The 16,766-nt window shown below is 72.8% G+C and carries 14 protein-coding genes; 3 read left to right on the plus strand and 11 right to left on the minus strand.

The window, feature by feature from the left end:
• The first annotated feature begins 97 nt into the window (after window positions 1-97).
• Window positions 98-2,320, plus strand: coding sequence for a DUF4132 domain-containing protein (locus tag ABD332_RS37010; RefSeq protein ID WP_344507600.1), 2,223 nt, complete (start codon window positions 98-100; stop codon window positions 2,318-2,320).
• A gap of 31 nt (window positions 2,321-2,351) precedes the next feature.
• Here ABD332_RS37010 and ABD332_RS37015 read toward each other — a convergent pair whose 3' ends face one another.
• Window positions 2,352-2,816 carry a methyltransferase family protein gene (locus ABD332_RS37015; protein WP_344507602.1) on the minus strand — a complete coding sequence of 155 codons (465 nt, stop codon included), beginning with the start codon at window positions 2,814-2,816 and terminating at the stop codon, window positions 2,352-2,354.
• 56 nt (window positions 2,817-2,872) lie between these two features.
• Between ABD332_RS37015 and ABD332_RS37020 the strand changes: the two genes are divergently transcribed.
• Window positions 2,873-3,523, plus strand: a complete 651-nt coding sequence (locus tag ABD332_RS37020) for a TetR/AcrR family transcriptional regulator (RefSeq protein WP_344507604.1) — start codon at window positions 2,873-2,875, stop codon at window positions 3,521-3,523.
• A gap of 58 nt (window positions 3,524-3,581) precedes the next feature.
• Here ABD332_RS37020 and ABD332_RS37025 read toward each other — a convergent pair whose 3' ends face one another.
• The 7 genes from ABD332_RS37025 to ABD332_RS37055 form a co-directional block, all read right to left on the minus strand.
• Window positions 3,582-4,646, minus strand: a complete 1,065-nt coding sequence (locus ABD332_RS37025) for a glycoside hydrolase family 11 protein (RefSeq protein ID WP_344507606.1) — start codon at window positions 4,644-4,646, stop codon at window positions 3,582-3,584.
• 191 nt (window positions 4,647-4,837) lie between these two features.
• Window positions 4,838-5,830 (minus strand): ABC transporter permease, encoded by a 993-nt coding sequence (locus ABD332_RS37030; protein WP_344507608.1) that lies wholly within the window; start codon window positions 5,828-5,830, stop codon window positions 4,838-4,840.
• Window positions 5,827-7,344 carry a sugar ABC transporter ATP-binding protein gene (locus ABD332_RS37035; protein ID WP_344507610.1) on the minus strand — a complete coding sequence of 506 codons (1,518 nt, stop codon included), beginning with the start codon at window positions 7,342-7,344 and terminating at the stop codon, window positions 5,827-5,829. Before ABD332_RS37035 ends, ABD332_RS37030 begins: the two co-directional genes overlap by 4 nt.
• The gene (locus tag ABD332_RS37040) at window positions 7,344-8,384 is read right to left on the minus strand and encodes a sugar ABC transporter substrate-binding protein (protein ID WP_344507612.1); all 1,041 of its coding nucleotides are present in this window, start codon (window positions 8,382-8,384) and stop codon (window positions 7,344-7,346) included. The genes ABD332_RS37035 and ABD332_RS37040 overlap by 1 nt, the downstream gene beginning before the upstream one ends.
• Window positions 8,385-8,404: 20 nt before the next feature.
• Window positions 8,405-9,721: an enolase C-terminal domain-like protein gene (locus ABD332_RS37045; RefSeq protein ID WP_344507614.1), complete on the minus strand. Its 1,317-nt coding sequence runs from the start codon at window positions 9,719-9,721 to the stop codon at window positions 8,405-8,407.
• Between the two features lie 438 nt (window positions 9,722-10,159).
• The gene (locus ABD332_RS37050; RefSeq protein ID WP_344507616.1) at window positions 10,160-10,936 is read right to left on the minus strand and encodes an alpha/beta fold hydrolase; all 777 of its coding nucleotides are present in this window, start codon (window positions 10,934-10,936) and stop codon (window positions 10,160-10,162) included.
• 86 nt (window positions 10,937-11,022) lie between these two features.
• Complete coding sequence (locus ABD332_RS37055) at window positions 11,023-11,490, minus strand: hypothetical protein (RefSeq protein ID WP_344507618.1); 468 nt, start codon at window positions 11,488-11,490, stop codon at window positions 11,023-11,025.
• Window positions 11,491-11,654: 164 nt separating this feature from the next.
• Here ABD332_RS37055 and ABD332_RS37060 point away from each other — a divergent pair, with 164 nt between their 5' ends.
• Window positions 11,655-13,196 carry a penicillin-binding transpeptidase domain-containing protein gene (locus ABD332_RS37060; RefSeq protein ID WP_344507619.1) on the plus strand — a complete coding sequence of 514 codons (1,542 nt, stop codon included), beginning with the start codon at window positions 11,655-11,657 and terminating at the stop codon, window positions 13,194-13,196.
• Between the two features lie 23 nt (window positions 13,197-13,219).
• Here the strand turns inward: ABD332_RS37060 and ABD332_RS37065 are convergent, their stop codons facing one another.
• Genes ABD332_RS37065 through ABD332_RS37075 form a run of 3 tightly spaced genes read right to left on the minus strand, consistent with a single transcriptional unit; the run spans window position 13,220 to window position 16,744 of the window.
• The gene (locus tag ABD332_RS37065) at window positions 13,220-14,137 is read right to left on the minus strand and encodes a GNAT family N-acetyltransferase (protein ID WP_344507621.1); all 918 of its coding nucleotides are present in this window, start codon (window positions 14,135-14,137) and stop codon (window positions 13,220-13,222) included.
• 37 nt (window positions 14,138-14,174) lie between these two features.
• Window positions 14,175-14,810 carry a response regulator transcription factor gene (locus ABD332_RS37070; RefSeq protein WP_344507721.1) on the minus strand — a complete coding sequence of 212 codons (636 nt, stop codon included), beginning with the start codon at window positions 14,808-14,810 and terminating at the stop codon, window positions 14,175-14,177.
• Complete coding sequence (locus ABD332_RS37075; protein WP_344507623.1) at window positions 14,810-16,744, minus strand: sensor histidine kinase; 1,935 nt, start codon at window positions 16,742-16,744, stop codon at window positions 14,810-14,812. Before ABD332_RS37075 ends, ABD332_RS37070 begins: the two co-directional genes overlap by 1 nt.
• Window positions 16,745-16,766 lie beyond the last annotated feature (22 nt).

Raw genomic sequence — 16,766 nt, forward strand, 5'->3', positions numbered from 1 at the left:
GACCGGCCCGGTGCCGGTTCCTGCACAGAGGTCGGACCGGACGGCGCCGGCTCGACAGCTCCGCGGAAAAAGTTCCGCCGGGCCGGGGAGTACGGTCGTGCGGCGGGCGTACATGGGAGGCGTGATGGCGGCGGGCAAGCCGGTGGTGGTCGAAGGGCTGGTCTGTGCGGAGCCGACCGTCATGGCGTGGGAGGACGGGGAGCGGGAGCGCTGGTGGGCGCGGGCGGCGGCGCTGGAGCACGGGCGGGAGCAGGACGACTGGGCGGCGGCGGTGGCGGGCGCCGACCGCCTGTCGGACCTGACCCCGGAGCAGCAGTCGTGGCTGCTGGTGCGCGGGCCCGAGTCGTCCGCGCGGGCGCTGCTGGGCAAGTCGCTGGTGCTGCTGCACCACCGGCAGCAGATGGACGTGGACCGGGTCGCGGTCGCGCGGTTCGAGCTGGACGCGTGGCCGCTGGTGCTGCGCGACGTGAGTTCGGGCGCCGACCGGCTCGGCTTCCTGGTGCTGCCGTTCCGGGGGCCTGAGATGGCCTCGCTGGTCGCCGGGTGGCTGCGGCATCTCGGCTCGGCGCGGCTGTGGGCGCGGCTGTGGCTGGAGCGGCACGCCGAGTTGGCGGCGTCGGCGCTGGTGCCGGCAGCGGTCGGCCGCCCGGGCAGGCCCCGGCAGCAGGCCGAGGACGCGCTGCGTCACCTCGTCGCGAGAGGCCACGAAGCCACCGTGGTCGAGGCCGCCGGACGGCACGGCGCGGCCGCGCTCGCAGCGCTGCGTGCAGCGGGCACGGGCGCTCTCGCGGCACGGCGCGACGAGGGCGGGGTGCGGCTGGCCCGGAAGGCGAAGGCGAAGGCGTGGACGCTGCCGGAGATCCGGCTGGTCACCGGCGAAGCCATGCCGCAGGAGGACACCGGGCGGCTCGTGGAGGCGCTGACCTGGTCACGGCTCGAGGCGGCACCCGAGCCCGCACCGGGCGATCCGGCGCCGGACACCGGGGGCGTGCCGCTGGCGGTGGAGTCGACGGAGGCGCCGCAGCCGTTCGTACACCACGCGGAACCGGAAGCGGAGAAGCTCATCGCCGACTGTGACCGCGGCAGCCTCGCCGCCTTCGGGCGGGCGCTGCTGGACGCCTGGCTGGCCGACGGCATGCAGGCGGCGGACGCCTGGGTGGTGCTGGCGCAGGCCCACGTCGGCGACGACACCACGATGGACGTGCTCGCGCCGCTGGTGCGGTCGTGGCCGCCGCGCAGCCGCTACGCGCGCGCCATCGACGGGCTGGCGGTGCTGGCGACCGTGGGCACCGACGTGGCGCTGCGGCACCTGCTCGCGATCGAGGAGAACATGTCGGGCGGGCCGACGAACGACCGCGCCACCGCGTACCTCACGCAGGCGGCCGCGCGACGTGGGCTGTCCGTGACGCAGGTGGCCGACCGGCTGGCGATCACCCATGGCCTCGACACGGGCGTGACCTTCGACTACGGGCCGCGCACGTTCACGGTGGTCGCCGACGAGCACCTGACGGCGTTCGCGCTCGACGAGAGCGGCACGCGGCTGGCGCGACCGCCCAAGCCGGGCGCCGGGGACACCAACCCCGAGGCGTATGAGCAGTTCCTGCAGTATAAGAAGGACCTGCGGGCCACCGCGGTGGCACAGACCGCCCGGCTGCAGCGCGACATGCTCGCCCGCCGCCTCCGCCCCGCCCGGGACGTGCGGGAGGTGCTCCTGCCGCACCCGATCCTCGGCCCGCTCGCGAGGCGGCTGCTGTGGGGCGAGTACGACGCCGCCGGGCGGCTGGCACGGGCGCTGCGCGTCGCGGAGGACGGCAGCTTCGCCGACATCGACGACGCGACCGCGAGCACCGACGGCATGCTCGGCATCGTGCACCCCGCAGACCTGGGCGGCGACCTGAAGCGCTGGGCGCGGATCGTCGCGGACTACGAGCTGCTGCCGGCCTTCCCGCAGCTGGGCCGGCCCGTGGTGCTGCTGACCGAGGCGCAGCGCGCCGCGACGAGCCTGGCGGGCTTCCGCCCGGTGGCGTCCGACCGGATCGTGGCGCTGCTGGACCGTGGCGGCTGGCAGGGCGACGGGCTGTCGCAGCGCCCGCACACGCAGCTGGCCCGCGCCCTGCCCGGCGGTCTCGCCCTGGTGGCCGAGATCTCGCCGGGCCTCACCAGGTATAGCATGGGCAACCCGGCCGAGCAGCGCATCACCGAACTGTGGGTCGACGACGTCTGGTCGAACCACCTGCAGCCGGCCCGCCGCGTCCCGCTGGGCGCCTGCGACCCCGCCGCCCTGTCGGAGCTGCTCGTGGCCCTGCACCAGGCGCCCTGACCGCCGGGCTCGCGAAGGCCCGGGACCGTGGTCAGAGCCAGCGCCTCACGCGGGACCGGTAGTCGGTGTAGGTCTGGCCGAAGCGTTCGGTGAGGTACCGCTCCTCGGGCCGGATGACCAGCAGGCGCACGGCGAGCAGCACGAGCGGTAGCAGGACGAGCGGCCACCAGGAGCCGAACAGCAGCGCCAGGCCGAGGTAGACGACGGCCAGGCCGGTGTACATAGGGTTGCGGGACAGCCGGTAGGCGCCACCGGTGACCAGCGTGGACACCGGGTGGTGCGGCACGATCGTGGTGCGGTGGCGGACGACCGCGGCCACGCCGGCCGCGGCCAGCGCCAGCCCCGGGACGGCGACGGCAATCCCGACGGCGGGGTGCGCGCCGAGCGGCGCCGCGACGGCGCTGTCGATCGCCATGCCGCCCGCCAGCCCTACGGCGTAGTACGCCGGCGGCGGGATGAAGATGACCCGCGCGCCCTGCGCGGGGGATGCGGACATCGGACGACTCCTTCGGTAGAGTGAAGCTCTAACGAATAGAGGACTACACTCACCCGATGGCCGTCAAGCGGCGTTACGAGTCGGCTCACCGACAGGAGCAGGCGAAGCAGACCCGCGGGGCGATCCTGCGGGCCGCCGCGGTCCTGTTCGTCGAGCCGGGTTACGCGGCCACGCCGCTGACCGCCGTCGCGGCCGAGGCGGGGGTCGCGATCCAGACGGTCTACAAGGTGTTCGGCAGCAAGCAGGCGCTGCTGTCCGCGCTGGTCGACGTGACGGTGGCGGGCGACGACGAGCCCGTGGCGCTGCCCGACCGGCAGTTCGTCGCCGACATCGAGGCGCTGAGCGACGCCCGGGCCAAGCTGGAGCGCTACTCCCGGCACCTTGCCGAGACGCACGCCCGGACGGCGCAGGTGATGCTCGCCCTCGCCGGCGCGGCGACGGCCGACGCGGAGGCGGCCGCGATCTGGCGCAAGAACGTCGACGACCGCCGCGCCGGCATGGGCATGTTCGCCGCCGAGCTGGCCTCGACCGGGCAGCTGCGGCCGGAGCACACCGCCGGCACGGCGGCCGACGTGCTGTGGCTCGCCATGGACGTGCGCAACTACGACTGGCTCGTCCGCCAGCGGGGCTGGCCGCCGGAGCGCTTCCAGCGCTGGTACGTCGACACCGTCGCCGCGGCACTGCTCGACCCGCCGGCAACCCGCTGAAGGTGCGAGGCATGCAGCGGGCCGCGCCGGAACGGGAACCGGCGCGGCCCGGGGAACCTCAGCGGCAGGCGGCGCCGTTGAGGGTGAACCCGCTCGGCGCGCCGGCGTTGCCGGTGTGGTTGGCCTGGAAGCCGATCGTCGTCGAGGCGCCCGGAGCGAGGGAGCCGTTGTAGCTGACGTTGGTCGCGGTGACCTGGCCGGTGCTCGGCGAGTACGTCGCGCTCCAGCCCGACGTGATCGTCTGGCCGGAGGCGAGGTTGAACCGCAGCGACCAGCCGTTGATCGGTGCCGTTCCGGTGTTGGTGATGGTGATGTTGTCCGTCAGGCCGGTGTTCCAGGCGTTGACGGCGTTCGTCACCTGGCACGAGGCGGTGCCGCCGCCCGGCGGCGGGCTCGACGTGCCCTGCGAAGGCCGCGGCGACGTGGTGGTCGGGCCGGGGCCGGGGCCCTCGCTGACCGTGATGCTGGAGCTGCCGCTGCTCTGGTAGCCCTCGGTGGCGAGGATCTGGTAGTCGTGCGTGCCGAGGTTCAGCCCGAGACCCGCCCAGGCGTTGAAGTGGTTGGCGGTGGTGATCGTGCCGCCGGTCCGCTTCTGCTGCCGGACGCTCCAGTACTGGTAGAACGTCGCGGTGCCGATGATGGACGGCTGGTTCACGCGCTGCGTGCGGTAGATGTCGTACGTGCTGCCGTCGGTCGTCACCGAGCCGAGCCGCTGCGCGCCGGTGCTCGGGTTGTAGCTGCCGAAGTTCTCCACCACGTAGTACTCGATGAGCGGGTTGAGCGTCCACCCGTACAGCGCCAGGTAGCCGTTGCCGTTCACGTTGAACGTGCCGGAGTAGTTCACGGTGTGGCTGGAGCCGGGTTTCCAGCCCTTGCCGACGACGGTGTTGTTCATGTTGCTCCACTGGACGCTGTACGAGCCGCCGGCGCCCAGCTGCATGGTGACGTTGCCGGTGTCCTTCCAGTAGGAGAAGAAGTAGCCGTTGTGCGTGCCGGTGGTGTTGGCGGTGACGGTCCGGTCGGCCTCGGCGCTGGCGGTGCCGGTGGTCAGCGCGACCACGCCGGCGGCGACGAGCGCGACGCACGCCCCGCCGACCAGCAGGAGGCGTCTGGAATGGTTCATGCCTGCTCCCTTCGATGCAGTCAGCGCAAACTGTCGCCGAATGCGGGAGCGGGCTGTGGGATCGGGTATTTCGAAAGTTTGCGGCGGTCCTGAGCAGCGAAAACGGCCGCAGTACCGTGAAAGTTTCCGCAAAAGGCGTGGTGGGCGGTGACCGCCAAGACACCGCCCACCACGCCGGTCCAGAGGTGTCGCTAGGAGTCCTGCGCCTTGCCTGTCGTCACGCGGGCCAGGATCAGGGCGACGAGGATGATCAGGCCGTACACCGCCTGGATCCACTGCGCGGAGACGCCCGCGAGGGTCAGGATGTTGTTGATGAGGCCGAGGACGAGCACGCCGCACAGCGCGCCGAACAGGGTGCCCTTGCCGCCGTCCATGCTGACGCCGCCGATGACCGCCGCGGCGAAGACCGTGAAGATCATGCCCTGGCCCTGGGCGGCGGCGACGGAGCCGAGCCGGCCGGTCATCAGCAGGCCGGCGAGCGCGGCGAGGGTGCCGCCGACCATGAAGACGATCCAGATGACCCGGTCGCTGCGGATACCGGCGGCGCGGGCCGCGTCGACGTTGCCGCCGATCGCGTAGACGGCGCGGCCGTGGCGGAACCAGCCCAGCGCGGCGATGCCGATCGCGAACAGCAGCCCGCACAGCCAGATCGACAGCGGCAGCCCGAGCCACGTCGCGTTGCCCAGGTACAGCACCGACGGCGGCAGCTCGAACAGGTTCTGGCCGCCGGTGATGCCGATCTGCAGGCCGCGCAGCACGATGAGCATGCCGAGCGTGACGATGAACGCCGACAGGCCGAACCGCAGGATCAGCAGCCCGTTCAGCGCGCCGACCAGGAGCCCGACGAGCAGGATGATCGGCACCGCGAGCGCCGACGGCCACGACGTGCCCAGGCCGTTGCTGGCGGCCGGGATGACCAGCGCGACGCCGAGCGCGGGGGCGAGCCCGACGGTCGACTCCAGGGACAGGTCGAACCGGCCGCCGATGAGGATGATCGTCTCGGCGAGGACCAGCAGCGACAGCTCGGTCTGCTGCTGCAGGACGTTGACGATGTTGGCGCTGGACAGGAAGACGGGGTCGACGATCGCGCCGACGACGAGCAGGAGCAGGATGGCCGGGACGAGGGTGAGGTCCCGCATCCTGGCCAGGCGGATCCCGGACAGCCGGGCCGGGACTGTGGTCATCGGTTGACTCCTTCGACGGCGGCGACCACGTCGGTGTCGCTCCACCCGGCGGGCAGGGCCGCGACGACGCGGCCGTGGAACATGACGAGCACCCGGTCGCAGTGGCGCAGGTCGTCGAGCTCGTCGGAGACCATGAGCACCGCCGTGCCGGTGTCGGCGGCGGCCCGGACGGCGCCGAGCAGGGACTCCTTGGAGCGCACGTCGACGCCCGCGGTCGGGTTGATGAGGACGAGCACCGACGGTGCGGTGCTCAGGGCGCGGGCCAGCACGACCTTCTGGGCGTTGCCGCCCGACAGGCTGCTCACCGGCGCCGACGGGCCTTCCGCGTGGATGTCGTAGCGGTCGATGAACGACCGCGCGGTGTCCCGCAGCCGGCCGGGTGCGACGTAGCCGAACCGGCCGAACGACCCGGCGATCGGCAGCGTCGCGTTCTCCGCGATCGACAGCAGCGGGATGAGCCCCTCGCGGTGCCGGTCCTGGGGCACGAGCCCGATCCCGGCGGCGAGCGCGGCCGGCACGCTCCCCGGCGGCACCGGCGCGTCGCCGACGCTGACGGTCCCCGAGGTGGGGCGCCGCAGCCCGCCGACCGTTTCGGCGAGCGCGACCTTGCCGCTGCTGCCGGAGCCGGTGACGCCGACGATCTCCCCGGCGCGCACGTCGACGTCGATGCCGCTGTACGAGCCGTGCAGCGTCAGGTCCTTCAGGCCCAACGCGACACGGGTGTCGTCGCCGACGGGTGGGCGGGCCTCGACCTCGGTCAGACCGACCGCCTCACCGGTCATCGCGGCCACCAGTGCGTCGTGGTCCACGTCGGCCACCGGCGCCGTCAGTACGTGCCGCGCATCCCGCAGCACGGTCACGGTGTCGCAGACCGAGTAGATCTCCTGCAGGTGGTGCGAGATGAACAGCATGGTCACCCCGGTCGCGGACAGTGCCCGCAGCCGGCCGAAGAGCCGGTCGATCGCCGTCGCGTCGAGCCGGGCGGTCGGCTCGTCGAGGATGATGAAGCGGGCGCCCTGCGACAGCGCGCGGGCGATCTCGACGAGCTGCCGCTGCTCGACGCCGAGGTCGCCGGCGCGGGCGGCCGGGTCGACGTCGACGGCGTACTCCTGCAGCAGCTCCGCCGCCTTCCGCCGCAGCGCGCCCCAGCGGACCAGGCTGCCGTTGTCGCCGCCCTGGCGGTTGAGGAACAGGTTCTCGGCCACCGACAGGTCGGGGATGATGGTGGAGCGCTGGAAGACGCACGCGACGCGGCGCCGCCACGCGGACCGGTCCGCGACCGGCGGGGCCGGCTTGCCGTCGAAGGCGATCGCGCCCGCGTCGGGGCTCTGCAGGCCGGTGAGCAGCGACACGAGCGTCGACTTGCCGGCCCCGTTGCGGCCCACGAGCGCGTGGGTGCTGCCGGGCGCGATCGACATCGAGACGTCGTGCAGCGCTGTGGTGGCGCCGAAGCGCTTGCTCGTGTGGACGGCCTCCACCGCCGGGACGGTGGAGGCGCCGGTCGCGTCGGTCATCACTTGCCGATCTGGTTGCCCCACAACGCCGAGTCGTCGACGTTGTCCTTGGTGACGAGCGGGGCGGGCAGCTGGTCCTCCAGCAGACCCTCACGGACCTTGACGATGGTGCTGTCGTGGTCGGTCTTGCCGGGCTGGAACGTCTTGCCGTCCACCGCGGCCTTGGCGTAGAAGAGGGCGTACTTCGCGTACAGGTCGGCGGGCTGCGACACGGTCGCGTCGATCTCGCCCTTGCGGATCGCGTCGAACTCCTGCGGGATGCCGTCGTTGGACACGATGAAGATGTGCTTCGGGTCGCTCGGCGGCACGAGCAGGTTCTTGGTGCGCAGCAGCTGCAGCGTCGGGGCGAGGAACACGCCGCCGGCCTGCATGTAGATGCCATTGATGTCGGGGTGCTGGGCGAGGCGCGTCTGCAGCGCCGCGGACGCCTTCGCGCCCTCCCAGTCGGTGGGCTCGGCGAAGACGGTGATGCCCGGGAACTTGCTGGACATGCACTCCGCGAACGCCTCCGACCGGTCCCGGCCGTTGACGCTGGACAGCGAGCCCTGGAACTCGATCACCTTGCCCTTGCCACCGAGCTTGGTGCCGAGGAACTCGCAGGCCTTCTGCCCGTAGGCGCGGTTGTCGGCGCGGACCACCATGAAGACGTTGCCCTTGTCGGGGCGGGTGTCGACGGTGACGACCGGGATCTTCTTCTGCTCCAGCTGGGTGAGGGTCGTCGCGATCGCGCCGGTGTCCTGCGGCGCCATCACGATCGCCTTCGCGCCCTGGCTGGTGAGCGCCTGCGTGTTCGCGACGAGCTTGGCGATGTCGTTCTGCGAGTTCGTCGGCGTCATCAGGTTGATGCCGGAGTCCTTCGCGTACTGCGGGATGTACTTGGCGTAGGAGTTCCAGAAGTCGGAGTCGGCGCGGGGCAGGTCGACGGCGATCTGCCCGCCCTTGGCGTCGGTCTTGTCGGCGCTGGGCGTCGTGGACGAATCGCAGGCGGTGAGCGAGACGACCAGGGCGGTGGCCAGCAGGGCCGGTCGTAACAGCTTCATGGCGGATTCCTCAGGTTCCTTCAGGGGGTGTTCCAGACGGGGCCGTCCGGGAAGGCGTAGCGGGCCCGGCTCTCGGCCCGCATGGTGGAGCTGAACCCTGGCTGGAGGGGCGCCAGGTAGTGCCCCCGGTCCATGCGCACCGGGTCGGTGAAGTGTTCGTGCAGGTGGTCGACGTACTCGATGACCCGGTCGTGCATGGTCCGCGACACGGCGACGTAGTCGAACATCGACAGGTGCTGGACGAGCTCGCAGAGCCCGACCCCACCGGCGTGCGGGCAGACCGGCACGCCGAACTTCGCCGCGAGGAGCAGGATCGCGACGTTCTCGTTGACCCCGGCGACGCGGGCGGCGTCGAGCTGGACGAACGAGAGCGCGTTGAGCTGCAGCAGCTGCTTGAACATGACCCTGTTCTGCACGTGCTCCCCGGTCGCGACGGGGATCGGGGCGATCCTGCGCGCGATCTCGGCGTGCCCGACGACGTCGTCGGGGGAGGTGGGCTCCTCGACCCACCACGGGTCGAACGGCGCGAGCGCCCGGACCCAGTCGACCGCGGTCCCGACGTCCCACCGCTGGTTGGCGTCGACCGCGATCCGCACGTCGGGACCGCAGACCTCCCGGGCGATCCTCATCCTGCGCAGGTCGTCCTCGAGGTCGGCGCCGACCTTGAGCTTGATCTGCGTGAAGCCCGCGTCGAGCGCCTCGCGGCAGAGGGTGGCGAGCTTGGCGTCGTCGTAGCCGAGCCAGCCGGGTGACGTGGCATACGCGGGGTAGCCGCGCTGGAGCAGGGTCTGGATCCGCTCCTCCCGGCCGTCCTCGCCGCGGCGGAGCAGCTTCAGCGCCTCCTGGGGGGTGAGCGCGTCCGACAGGTACCGGAAGTCGACGAGGTCGACCAGCTCCTCGGCCGGCATCGACGACAGCAGCCGCCACAGCGGCAGCCCGGCCCGCTTCGCCTTCAGGTCCCACAGCGCGTTGACGACCGCGGAGATCGCCATGTGCATGACGCCCTTCTCCGGGCCGAGCCAGCGCAGCTGCGAGTCGTAGACGAGCTCGCGGTACAGGCCGCCGAGATCGTCGAGCACCTCCTTCACCAGACGTCCGACGAGATAGGGGGCGAGCGCCTCGATCGCGCGGGTCTGGACCTCGTTGCCGCGCCCGATGGTGAACGCGAACCCGTGCCCCTCGCCCTGCTCCGCCTTGCCGGCCCCGTCGTCGGTACGAATGACCACGTAGGCGGCCGAATAGTCCGGGTCGGGGTTCATCGCGTCGGAGCCGTCGAGCGCTCTGGAGGTCGGGAACCGTACGTCGTAGGTGTCCAGCGACACGAATCGGTTGGTCATGGCCCCTCCCTCTCTCCGGTACCGCAAGCCGTGCGAAGACATCCGATGTCTAGCAGGCTTCGCCACCGCTCTGCAAGGGCCAAAATCTTGGAGCCTGTCGCTTTTATTCGCGCGGACAGAAGTTCGGCACCCTTCTTGACGAACCGATACCTCCGATGTTCACTCAGTGTCGAGGGTTGTCCATGGTTCGATGAGCGGACCCACCGCTCGCAGACCTGCGGACGACACCCTGCAAGGCGACGCCGACGCTGAGCAGGGTAGGCACCCCGGTCGCGGAAGGCGCCTTCCGCGGCCGGCGTGCGCTGTCATGCTGCTCAGTGCCAGCTGCGCGCAGCATCCCGTCGCTTGCGCATGATCAAATCGCGGATCCGGCTGCCATGGCGACCGGATCCGCTATTCGATCAACTGGACGCCGCCCAGTCGGTTGGTTGCGTCGGTTCAGGCGGTGAAGAAGGCCCTCAGGACGGGGGCGAGGGCGGCGGCGTCGACGTTGTGGGGCTGGCCGTCGAGGAACTGTGCCTCGCCCGCCGGGAGGAGCGCGGCGAGGGCCGTCGCGGTGTCGCGCATGAACGGCATGTCCCTGCCGCCGGCCAGCACGAGGGTCGGCAGCGTCAGGTGCTTCGCGAGGTCGACCGGGAGCCGGTAGTCACCGAGGATGCGGGCGTCGTAGGCGAGCGTGTGCGCGAGCGCGACGGTCTCGGCCCAGAAGGGCTTTCGGTGCATGTCGGCGACGGCCTCCGGCGGCAGGCCGACGACCGTCGACATGAAGTACTCGACCGCGGCGTCGCGCCGGTCGTCGGCGACCATCGTCTCAAGCTGCTGGACGTGGTCCGGCGGTGGCGTCGGCATGCCTTCCGGCAGGTACGGCGGCTCCCACATCGCGAGCTTCGTGACCGGGAGGCCGGCGCTCGCCGCGAGCAACGCCAGGGCCGCGCCCGAGGACCCTCCGAACAGCCCGGCCTCGCCGCCGGCCGCGTCGATCACCGCCGCGATGTCCTCGACCTCGCGCTCGACCGCGTAGGGCTGCGTGTCGCCGCTGGGGCCACGGCCGCGGCGGTCGTAGTTCAGGACGGTGAAGTCGGGGGCGAGGTGCTCCCCCAGGGGAGACTTGTCCGAGCGATCGGAGGCCGACCCGGCGACCAGCACCACCGCCGGCCCCTGCCCGATCCGGTCGAACACGATCGTCGTGCCGTCCTTCGAGGTGATCTGTTCCATCGTCATCCCTCCTCGTCCGTTCCGACCCTACGAGGAGAACGGCCGGCCCGCTCGGTGCGGCGGCGGGCCGGGCGGCCGGGCGACGATCAGTAGTCGGCGTAGTCGGTGCCGGCGTCGGAGTAGGTGCCGTTGGAGTTCTGCACCTGCAGGACGGCGTGGGCGTGGGTGATGCTGGCGCTGGCCGGGGCGGCGAAGTAGACGATCCGGGAGTGCAGCGCGCCGTTGGGTGCGCAGAAGGTGCCGTCGTTGCGGCTGTTGACGAGGTTGTGGTTGGCGTCGTAGGACTCCAGCCGCATCCGGGCGCAGGTGCCGGAGGCGTTGTTGATGTACAGCGTGCCGGACAGGATCGCGCTCCGCAGGCCGTTGGTGTTGTCCCAGCCGAGGACGGCCCTGTTGAGCGGGGCGCCGATCATCCACGGGTCGGCGCCGAAGTCGAGCTCCTGCTCGGTGATCTTGATCGGGTCGGTGCTGACGAGGGCGGCGTGGGCCGGGACGCTGGACAGGCCGACCAGCAGGCCGGCGGTGGTGAGGACGACGAGCAGCTTCTGCAACATGACGGGCCCTTCGTGGACAAGCGCCGGTGGTGGCGCCCGTACACGGTGGACCGCCGACCTTCGGTATTCCTTGCACGAACCTTCGGTGGGCAGCGGGCAGCGGCGTGAGTCGATAACATCCGACCTTCACGACGAACGACGAACGACGAACGACGGGGGCTGTGGTGGCGGGGGACGGGCCGAACGTGTCGATCATCGAGTCGGCGCACCAGGACAGGCCGGGCGGGCGGCGGACGGTGCTGCTGGCGGCGGTCCTGGTCGTCGCCGCGGTCGTCGGCGTCGTGGTCTGGCGGTCCAGGGACACCGACCCGCCGAAGGGGACCGCCGCGCCCGCGGCGCGGGCCTCGGAGCTGTTCGCAGCGGACGGCACGACGCTGATCGCGCGGTTCGACACGGAGGACCCGCGGGAGAGCTGCCTGCGGGTGCCGGTGAACGACTGGGGCTTCATCTGCGACTCCGTCGTCACCTGGTGGCAGGGGCAGGAGGCGTTCGGGACCGAGAAGGCGGAGCGCACCGGCCGGCTGCGGCAGGGTGGGTACCGCATCGTCGGCTCGCTCGATCCGAAGCTGCAGGCCGCCGCCAAGCAGCGGGTCGACACGGTCGTGCCGGTCGCCGACCCGAACGTGTTCTCCGTCGCGTCGATCGAGCCCGGCACCGGGCTGATCCGGGCGATGGCCGTGAACAGGAACTTCCGCCGCGCGGCCGCCGCCGCGAGCACCGGCGTGCCGTCGGGCGACGGTCCGCCGGCGTGGCCGTACACGGGGCCGGACGCCACGGACTCGCTCGTCGCCGGCGACGAGAACATGCCCGGCACGCAGGCCGGCGCGCCGTTCATGATGTTCACCCTCGCCGCGGCGCTGGAGGGCGGGCTGACACTGGATCACGCGATCGACACGAAGAAGGTGTACCAGTCGAAGTTCCGCATCGACCCGCAGAGCCCGGCCGCCTGCAACGGCGGGTACTACTGCCCCACGAACGCCGGCGACAAGGCGTACCAGTCGGGGCGGCGGACCATGTGGGACGCGTTCGGGCACACGGTGGTGACCTACTTCGTGGAGCTGGAGGAGCGGATCGGCGTGGAGAAGGCGGTCGCCCTCGCGCAGCGCCTCGGCATCACCTTCCGCGCCAAGGAGGACCAGATGCTGGGCAAGAACAGCGCGACGTGGGGCGCGTTCACCCTCGGCGTCTCGGCGACCAGCACGCTGGACCTGGCCAACGCGTACGCCACCCTCGCCGCCGACGGCACCCACTGCGACCCGCTGCCCGCCGCCAAGGTCACCGACGCCACCGGCGCGCAGGTGCCCGGCGTCGGCCCGAACTGCGAGTCCGTGCTGCGCCCCGAGGTGGCCCGCGCCGCGATCGACGCCGCCCGCTGCCCGGTCGGCGACACGTCCGCGTTCGGCGACCGCTGCGGCGCCGGTGCCGTGCCGGCCACCACCGTCCGGGCCACCGTCGGCCGCCCGGTGGCCGGCCAGTCGGGCGTGATGGACAGCCGCCGCGCCTGCTCCGTCGTGATCACCGGACCCCAGCTGGCCACCGCCGGCATGATCGCGACCGCGCCGTGGGCCCGCACCGGCCAGGCCGGGATCCCCGCCGGCGTGCCCGAGGCAGCGATCGGCGCGGTCGCCGCGGTCCAGCACGACGGCCTCGCCCCGCTGCCGGTCCGCGACTTCACCGCCCCGCCGCGCGAGGTCGCGCTCGCCTAGCGCGCTTCGTGAGGGCGTCCAGGTCAGCCGGCGAGCTTCACGTCGATGACCGTCAGGTCCAGGTCGAGGTACACGACGATGGAGTGCTGCCCGAAGAGGCCGCCGTCGTCGAGGTACACCGTGACGTCCTCCTCGGTGACGTCGACGGCGGCCGGGGTGATGCGGGCGGTGAACGCCGGCTCGTCCAGCTCGGCGTCGTCCTGCCGCCAGGTGTCGTTGTACAGCTCCAGGCAGGCCTCGGCGACGGTGCGCCGCAGCGCGTGCGGCTCCAGGCGGCGCACGACGCCGGCCGCCGTGTCGAAGAGCGGGCTCTGGCCGTCGTCGACGCCGGCGATCGGCGTTAGGACGAGCGTCACCTCGTCCGTGCCGGCCAGCCGCACCGGGGACAACGCGCGCCACTCGAACGGCGACGCCTCGAACGCGCCGAGGTCGGGGTGGCGGTGCCGGCGGCGTACCATCCGGATCTCCCGGACGCCGTCGTCGTCCTGAGCGGTCCCGTCAGCGGCGAAGCCGTGCCGGCGGTAGAACGCCTGCGCGCGGGGGTTCGGGTCGGCCACCCACAGCGCCGCGGACTCGCCGGGGTCGAGGACCGCCTCCAGCAGGGCAGGCCCGGCGCCCGTGCCGTGGTCCTCCGCGTGCACGTAGAGCACGTACAGTTGCCGTGCCCACGCCGCCGCCGCGGGGTCCATCGGAGGGCCGGACATGGCGACGCCGATCAGCGAGCCGTCCCGCTCGGCGACGGCCACCCGGTTGCCGCGGTAGCGCTCGTCGGTCAGCGCCGCGGTCCAGAACCGCTCCCGGCGGGGCACGAGACCGGGGTCGTCGAGGACATCGTCCGGCATGAGCCCGCGGTACGTCTCCCGCCAGCACCGGACGATCACCCGCGCCATCTGCGCGACGTCCTCGACCCTGGCCGGGCGCACCGTCAGCGAGGAGCTCACGGTGCGCATCGTAGCCTCGGGCGCGCAGGAAGTAGCCTCAGGCGCGCAGGAACGTGAGGACGGCGAGGACGCGGCGGTGCTCGCGCTCGTGCTGGACCAGGCCGAGCTTGGTGAAGATGGACGTCACGTGCGCCTCGACGGTCTTGATCGCGAGGTGCAGGTCGGCGGCGACCGCCGCGTTCGACAGGCCCTGCGCCATCAGGGCGAGCACCGCGCGCTCGCGGTCGGTGAGGTCGTCGAGCGGGTCCCGTTCGCGGCGGCGGGCGACCAGCCTGGAGACGAGCTCCGGGTCGATGACGGTGTCGCCGTGCGCGACGCGGCGCAGGTCCACGGCGAACGCGGTCAGGTCCGACACCCGGTCCTTCAGCAGATACCCGACCCCGCCGTCGAACTCGGTGATGAGCCGCAGCGCGTGGTGCACCTCCAGGTACTGCGACAGCAGCATCAGCCCGACCCCCGGCGCCGACGCGCGGATCGCGGCCGCCGCCTCGATGCCCTCGGCGGCGAAGCCCGGCGGCATCCGCAGGTCGATCACCGCCACGTCCGGGGGAGCGGCGCGCACCTGCGCCAGCAGCGAGGCGACGTCACCCGCCTGACCGGTGACGGTGCAGCCGGCCTCGGTCAGGATGCGGGCCATGCCCTCGCGGAACAGGACGCCGTCGTCGGCGAGCATCACGTGCACGGGATCACCGTCCGCAGCCGGGTGCCGGCCGGTCCACTGTCGACGGTCAGCCGCGCGTCGAGGATCGCGAGCCGGTCCATGAGCCCCTCCAGGCCGCTGCCGGGGCGCACCGCCGCGCCGCCCGTGCCGTCGTCCGCCACCTCCACGACGAGACCCGCGGCGGTCAGCGAGACCGTCACCGAGACGACGGTGGCGCCGGAGTGCTTGGCGGCGTTCGTCAGGCCCTCGCTCACCACGAAGTACGCGGTCGCCTCCGCCTCGGCCGGCAGCCGCCGCCCCACCGACACGGTGAGCCGCACCGGCAGCGGCGAGCGGTCGGCGAGGAAGCCGGCCGCGGCCTCGAGGCCGTCCTGCGTGAGGACCGCCGGGTGCAGCCCGCGCGCCATCTCCCGCAGCTCGGCCGTCGCCTCCAGCAGTTGCTCGCGTACGGCGGAGGCCTGGGCGGCGACGTCGTCGGCGCCGGCGGCGGTCGCCGAGCGGACCACCCCGCCGAGCTCCATCGCGACCGTCACCAGGCGCTGCTGCGCGCCGTCGTGCAGGTCGCGTTCGAGCCGCCGCCGGGCGGCGTCACCGGCCGCGACCAGGCGCTGCGCGGTCGCCCGCAGCTCCAGCACCAGCCCCGCCTGCGCGGCCAGGTCACCGACGAGCCGCTGTTCGGCGGCCGACAGCGGCTCGCCGGGCGCCTTCGTCACGGTGAGCGCGCCGCGGAACCCGCCGTCATGCCGTACGGGCACCGCCACCAGGTCCTCCAGCCGCCGCGCCCCGTCCGGTACGGGCGATGCCGCGGGCCAGACCGACACCGCCCGCAGCGCGTCCGGCGGTCCCGTCCACAGGACGACCTCCCGGGCGCCCACCGCATCGGCGACGGTGGTGCAGATCCCGTCGAGCAGCCCGCCGGCGGGCGCCGTCAGGTGCGCCGACAGCCGGGCGAGCGCCTCGTAGGGGGTGGCGCGCCGCCCGTACACGAGCCGGTCCGCGACCCGCTGCACCCTGCGCCGCAACGGCTCGAACGCGACCGCGACCACCCCGGTGGCGACCAGTGACAGCAGCGTGCCGTGCCCGTCGACGAGCCGCCCCACGCCGGTCACGACGACGGCGTAGCCGGCGGTCACCGCCACGGCCATCGCGCCGAACACCAGCGACCGGTTGATGACGGGGTCGATGTCGTACAGGCGGTACTTGAGGATCGCCGCACCGGCCGCCGCCCCGATCAGCGGCGCGGTCAGCGCACCGGGCACGGGTGAGCGCCACACCGCGAGCCCGACGAGCATCACCGCCGCCGACACCGTCACCGCGTACACGAACCAGCGCAGCTGCCGCGCCTCGTCGCCGCGCGCCTGCCGCATCCGGACGACGACGCAGGCCACCCACGTCAGCTGCAGCAGCAGGTACCCGACCGGCCGCGCCACCCCGTAGAACGCCTCCGCCGCCGCGGCGCCCGGCAGGTGCAGCGGGTGCGCGGCGACGAGCCCGGTCCGCCCGTACTCGACCGGCCACAGCGCCGACACCGCCGACAGGACCAGCCCGACGGCGCCGAGCACGCCGACGACCGGCCGCCAGGCCCGCGACGGCAGCCGCCCGGTCGGGAAGCCCATCACCGTCACGCCGATCAGCACCAGGACGAGCGGCAGCGGCCACACCCCGCACCAGCCGACCCAGGACGCGCCGGGCAGCGGCCCCGGATGCAGCCCGTACTGGCGGCCGGCGTACATCACCGCGTGCGCGACGCCGGTGGCGACGAACAGCCGCCCCTCCGGGTTGCGCGGGCTGCGCCGCAGCACGAACAGCCCGACCGCCGTGAACGCCGCCGCGATCAGCCCGTTGTGCAGGTTCCCGACGTGCCAGCCGAGCGCGGCACCGCCGGCGACCAGCACGGCCGTCGCGGCACCCACCGCCGCTCTGCCCAGCGTCCCGTCGCGCGCCACGTCCACATCGTGCCAGCGCCGG

Origin of the sequence: Dactylosporangium maewongense (genome assembly GCF_039531485.1) — a bacterium.
GTDB classification, from domain to species: domain Bacteria; phylum Actinomycetota; class Actinomycetes; order Mycobacteriales; family Micromonosporaceae; genus Dactylosporangium; species Dactylosporangium maewongense.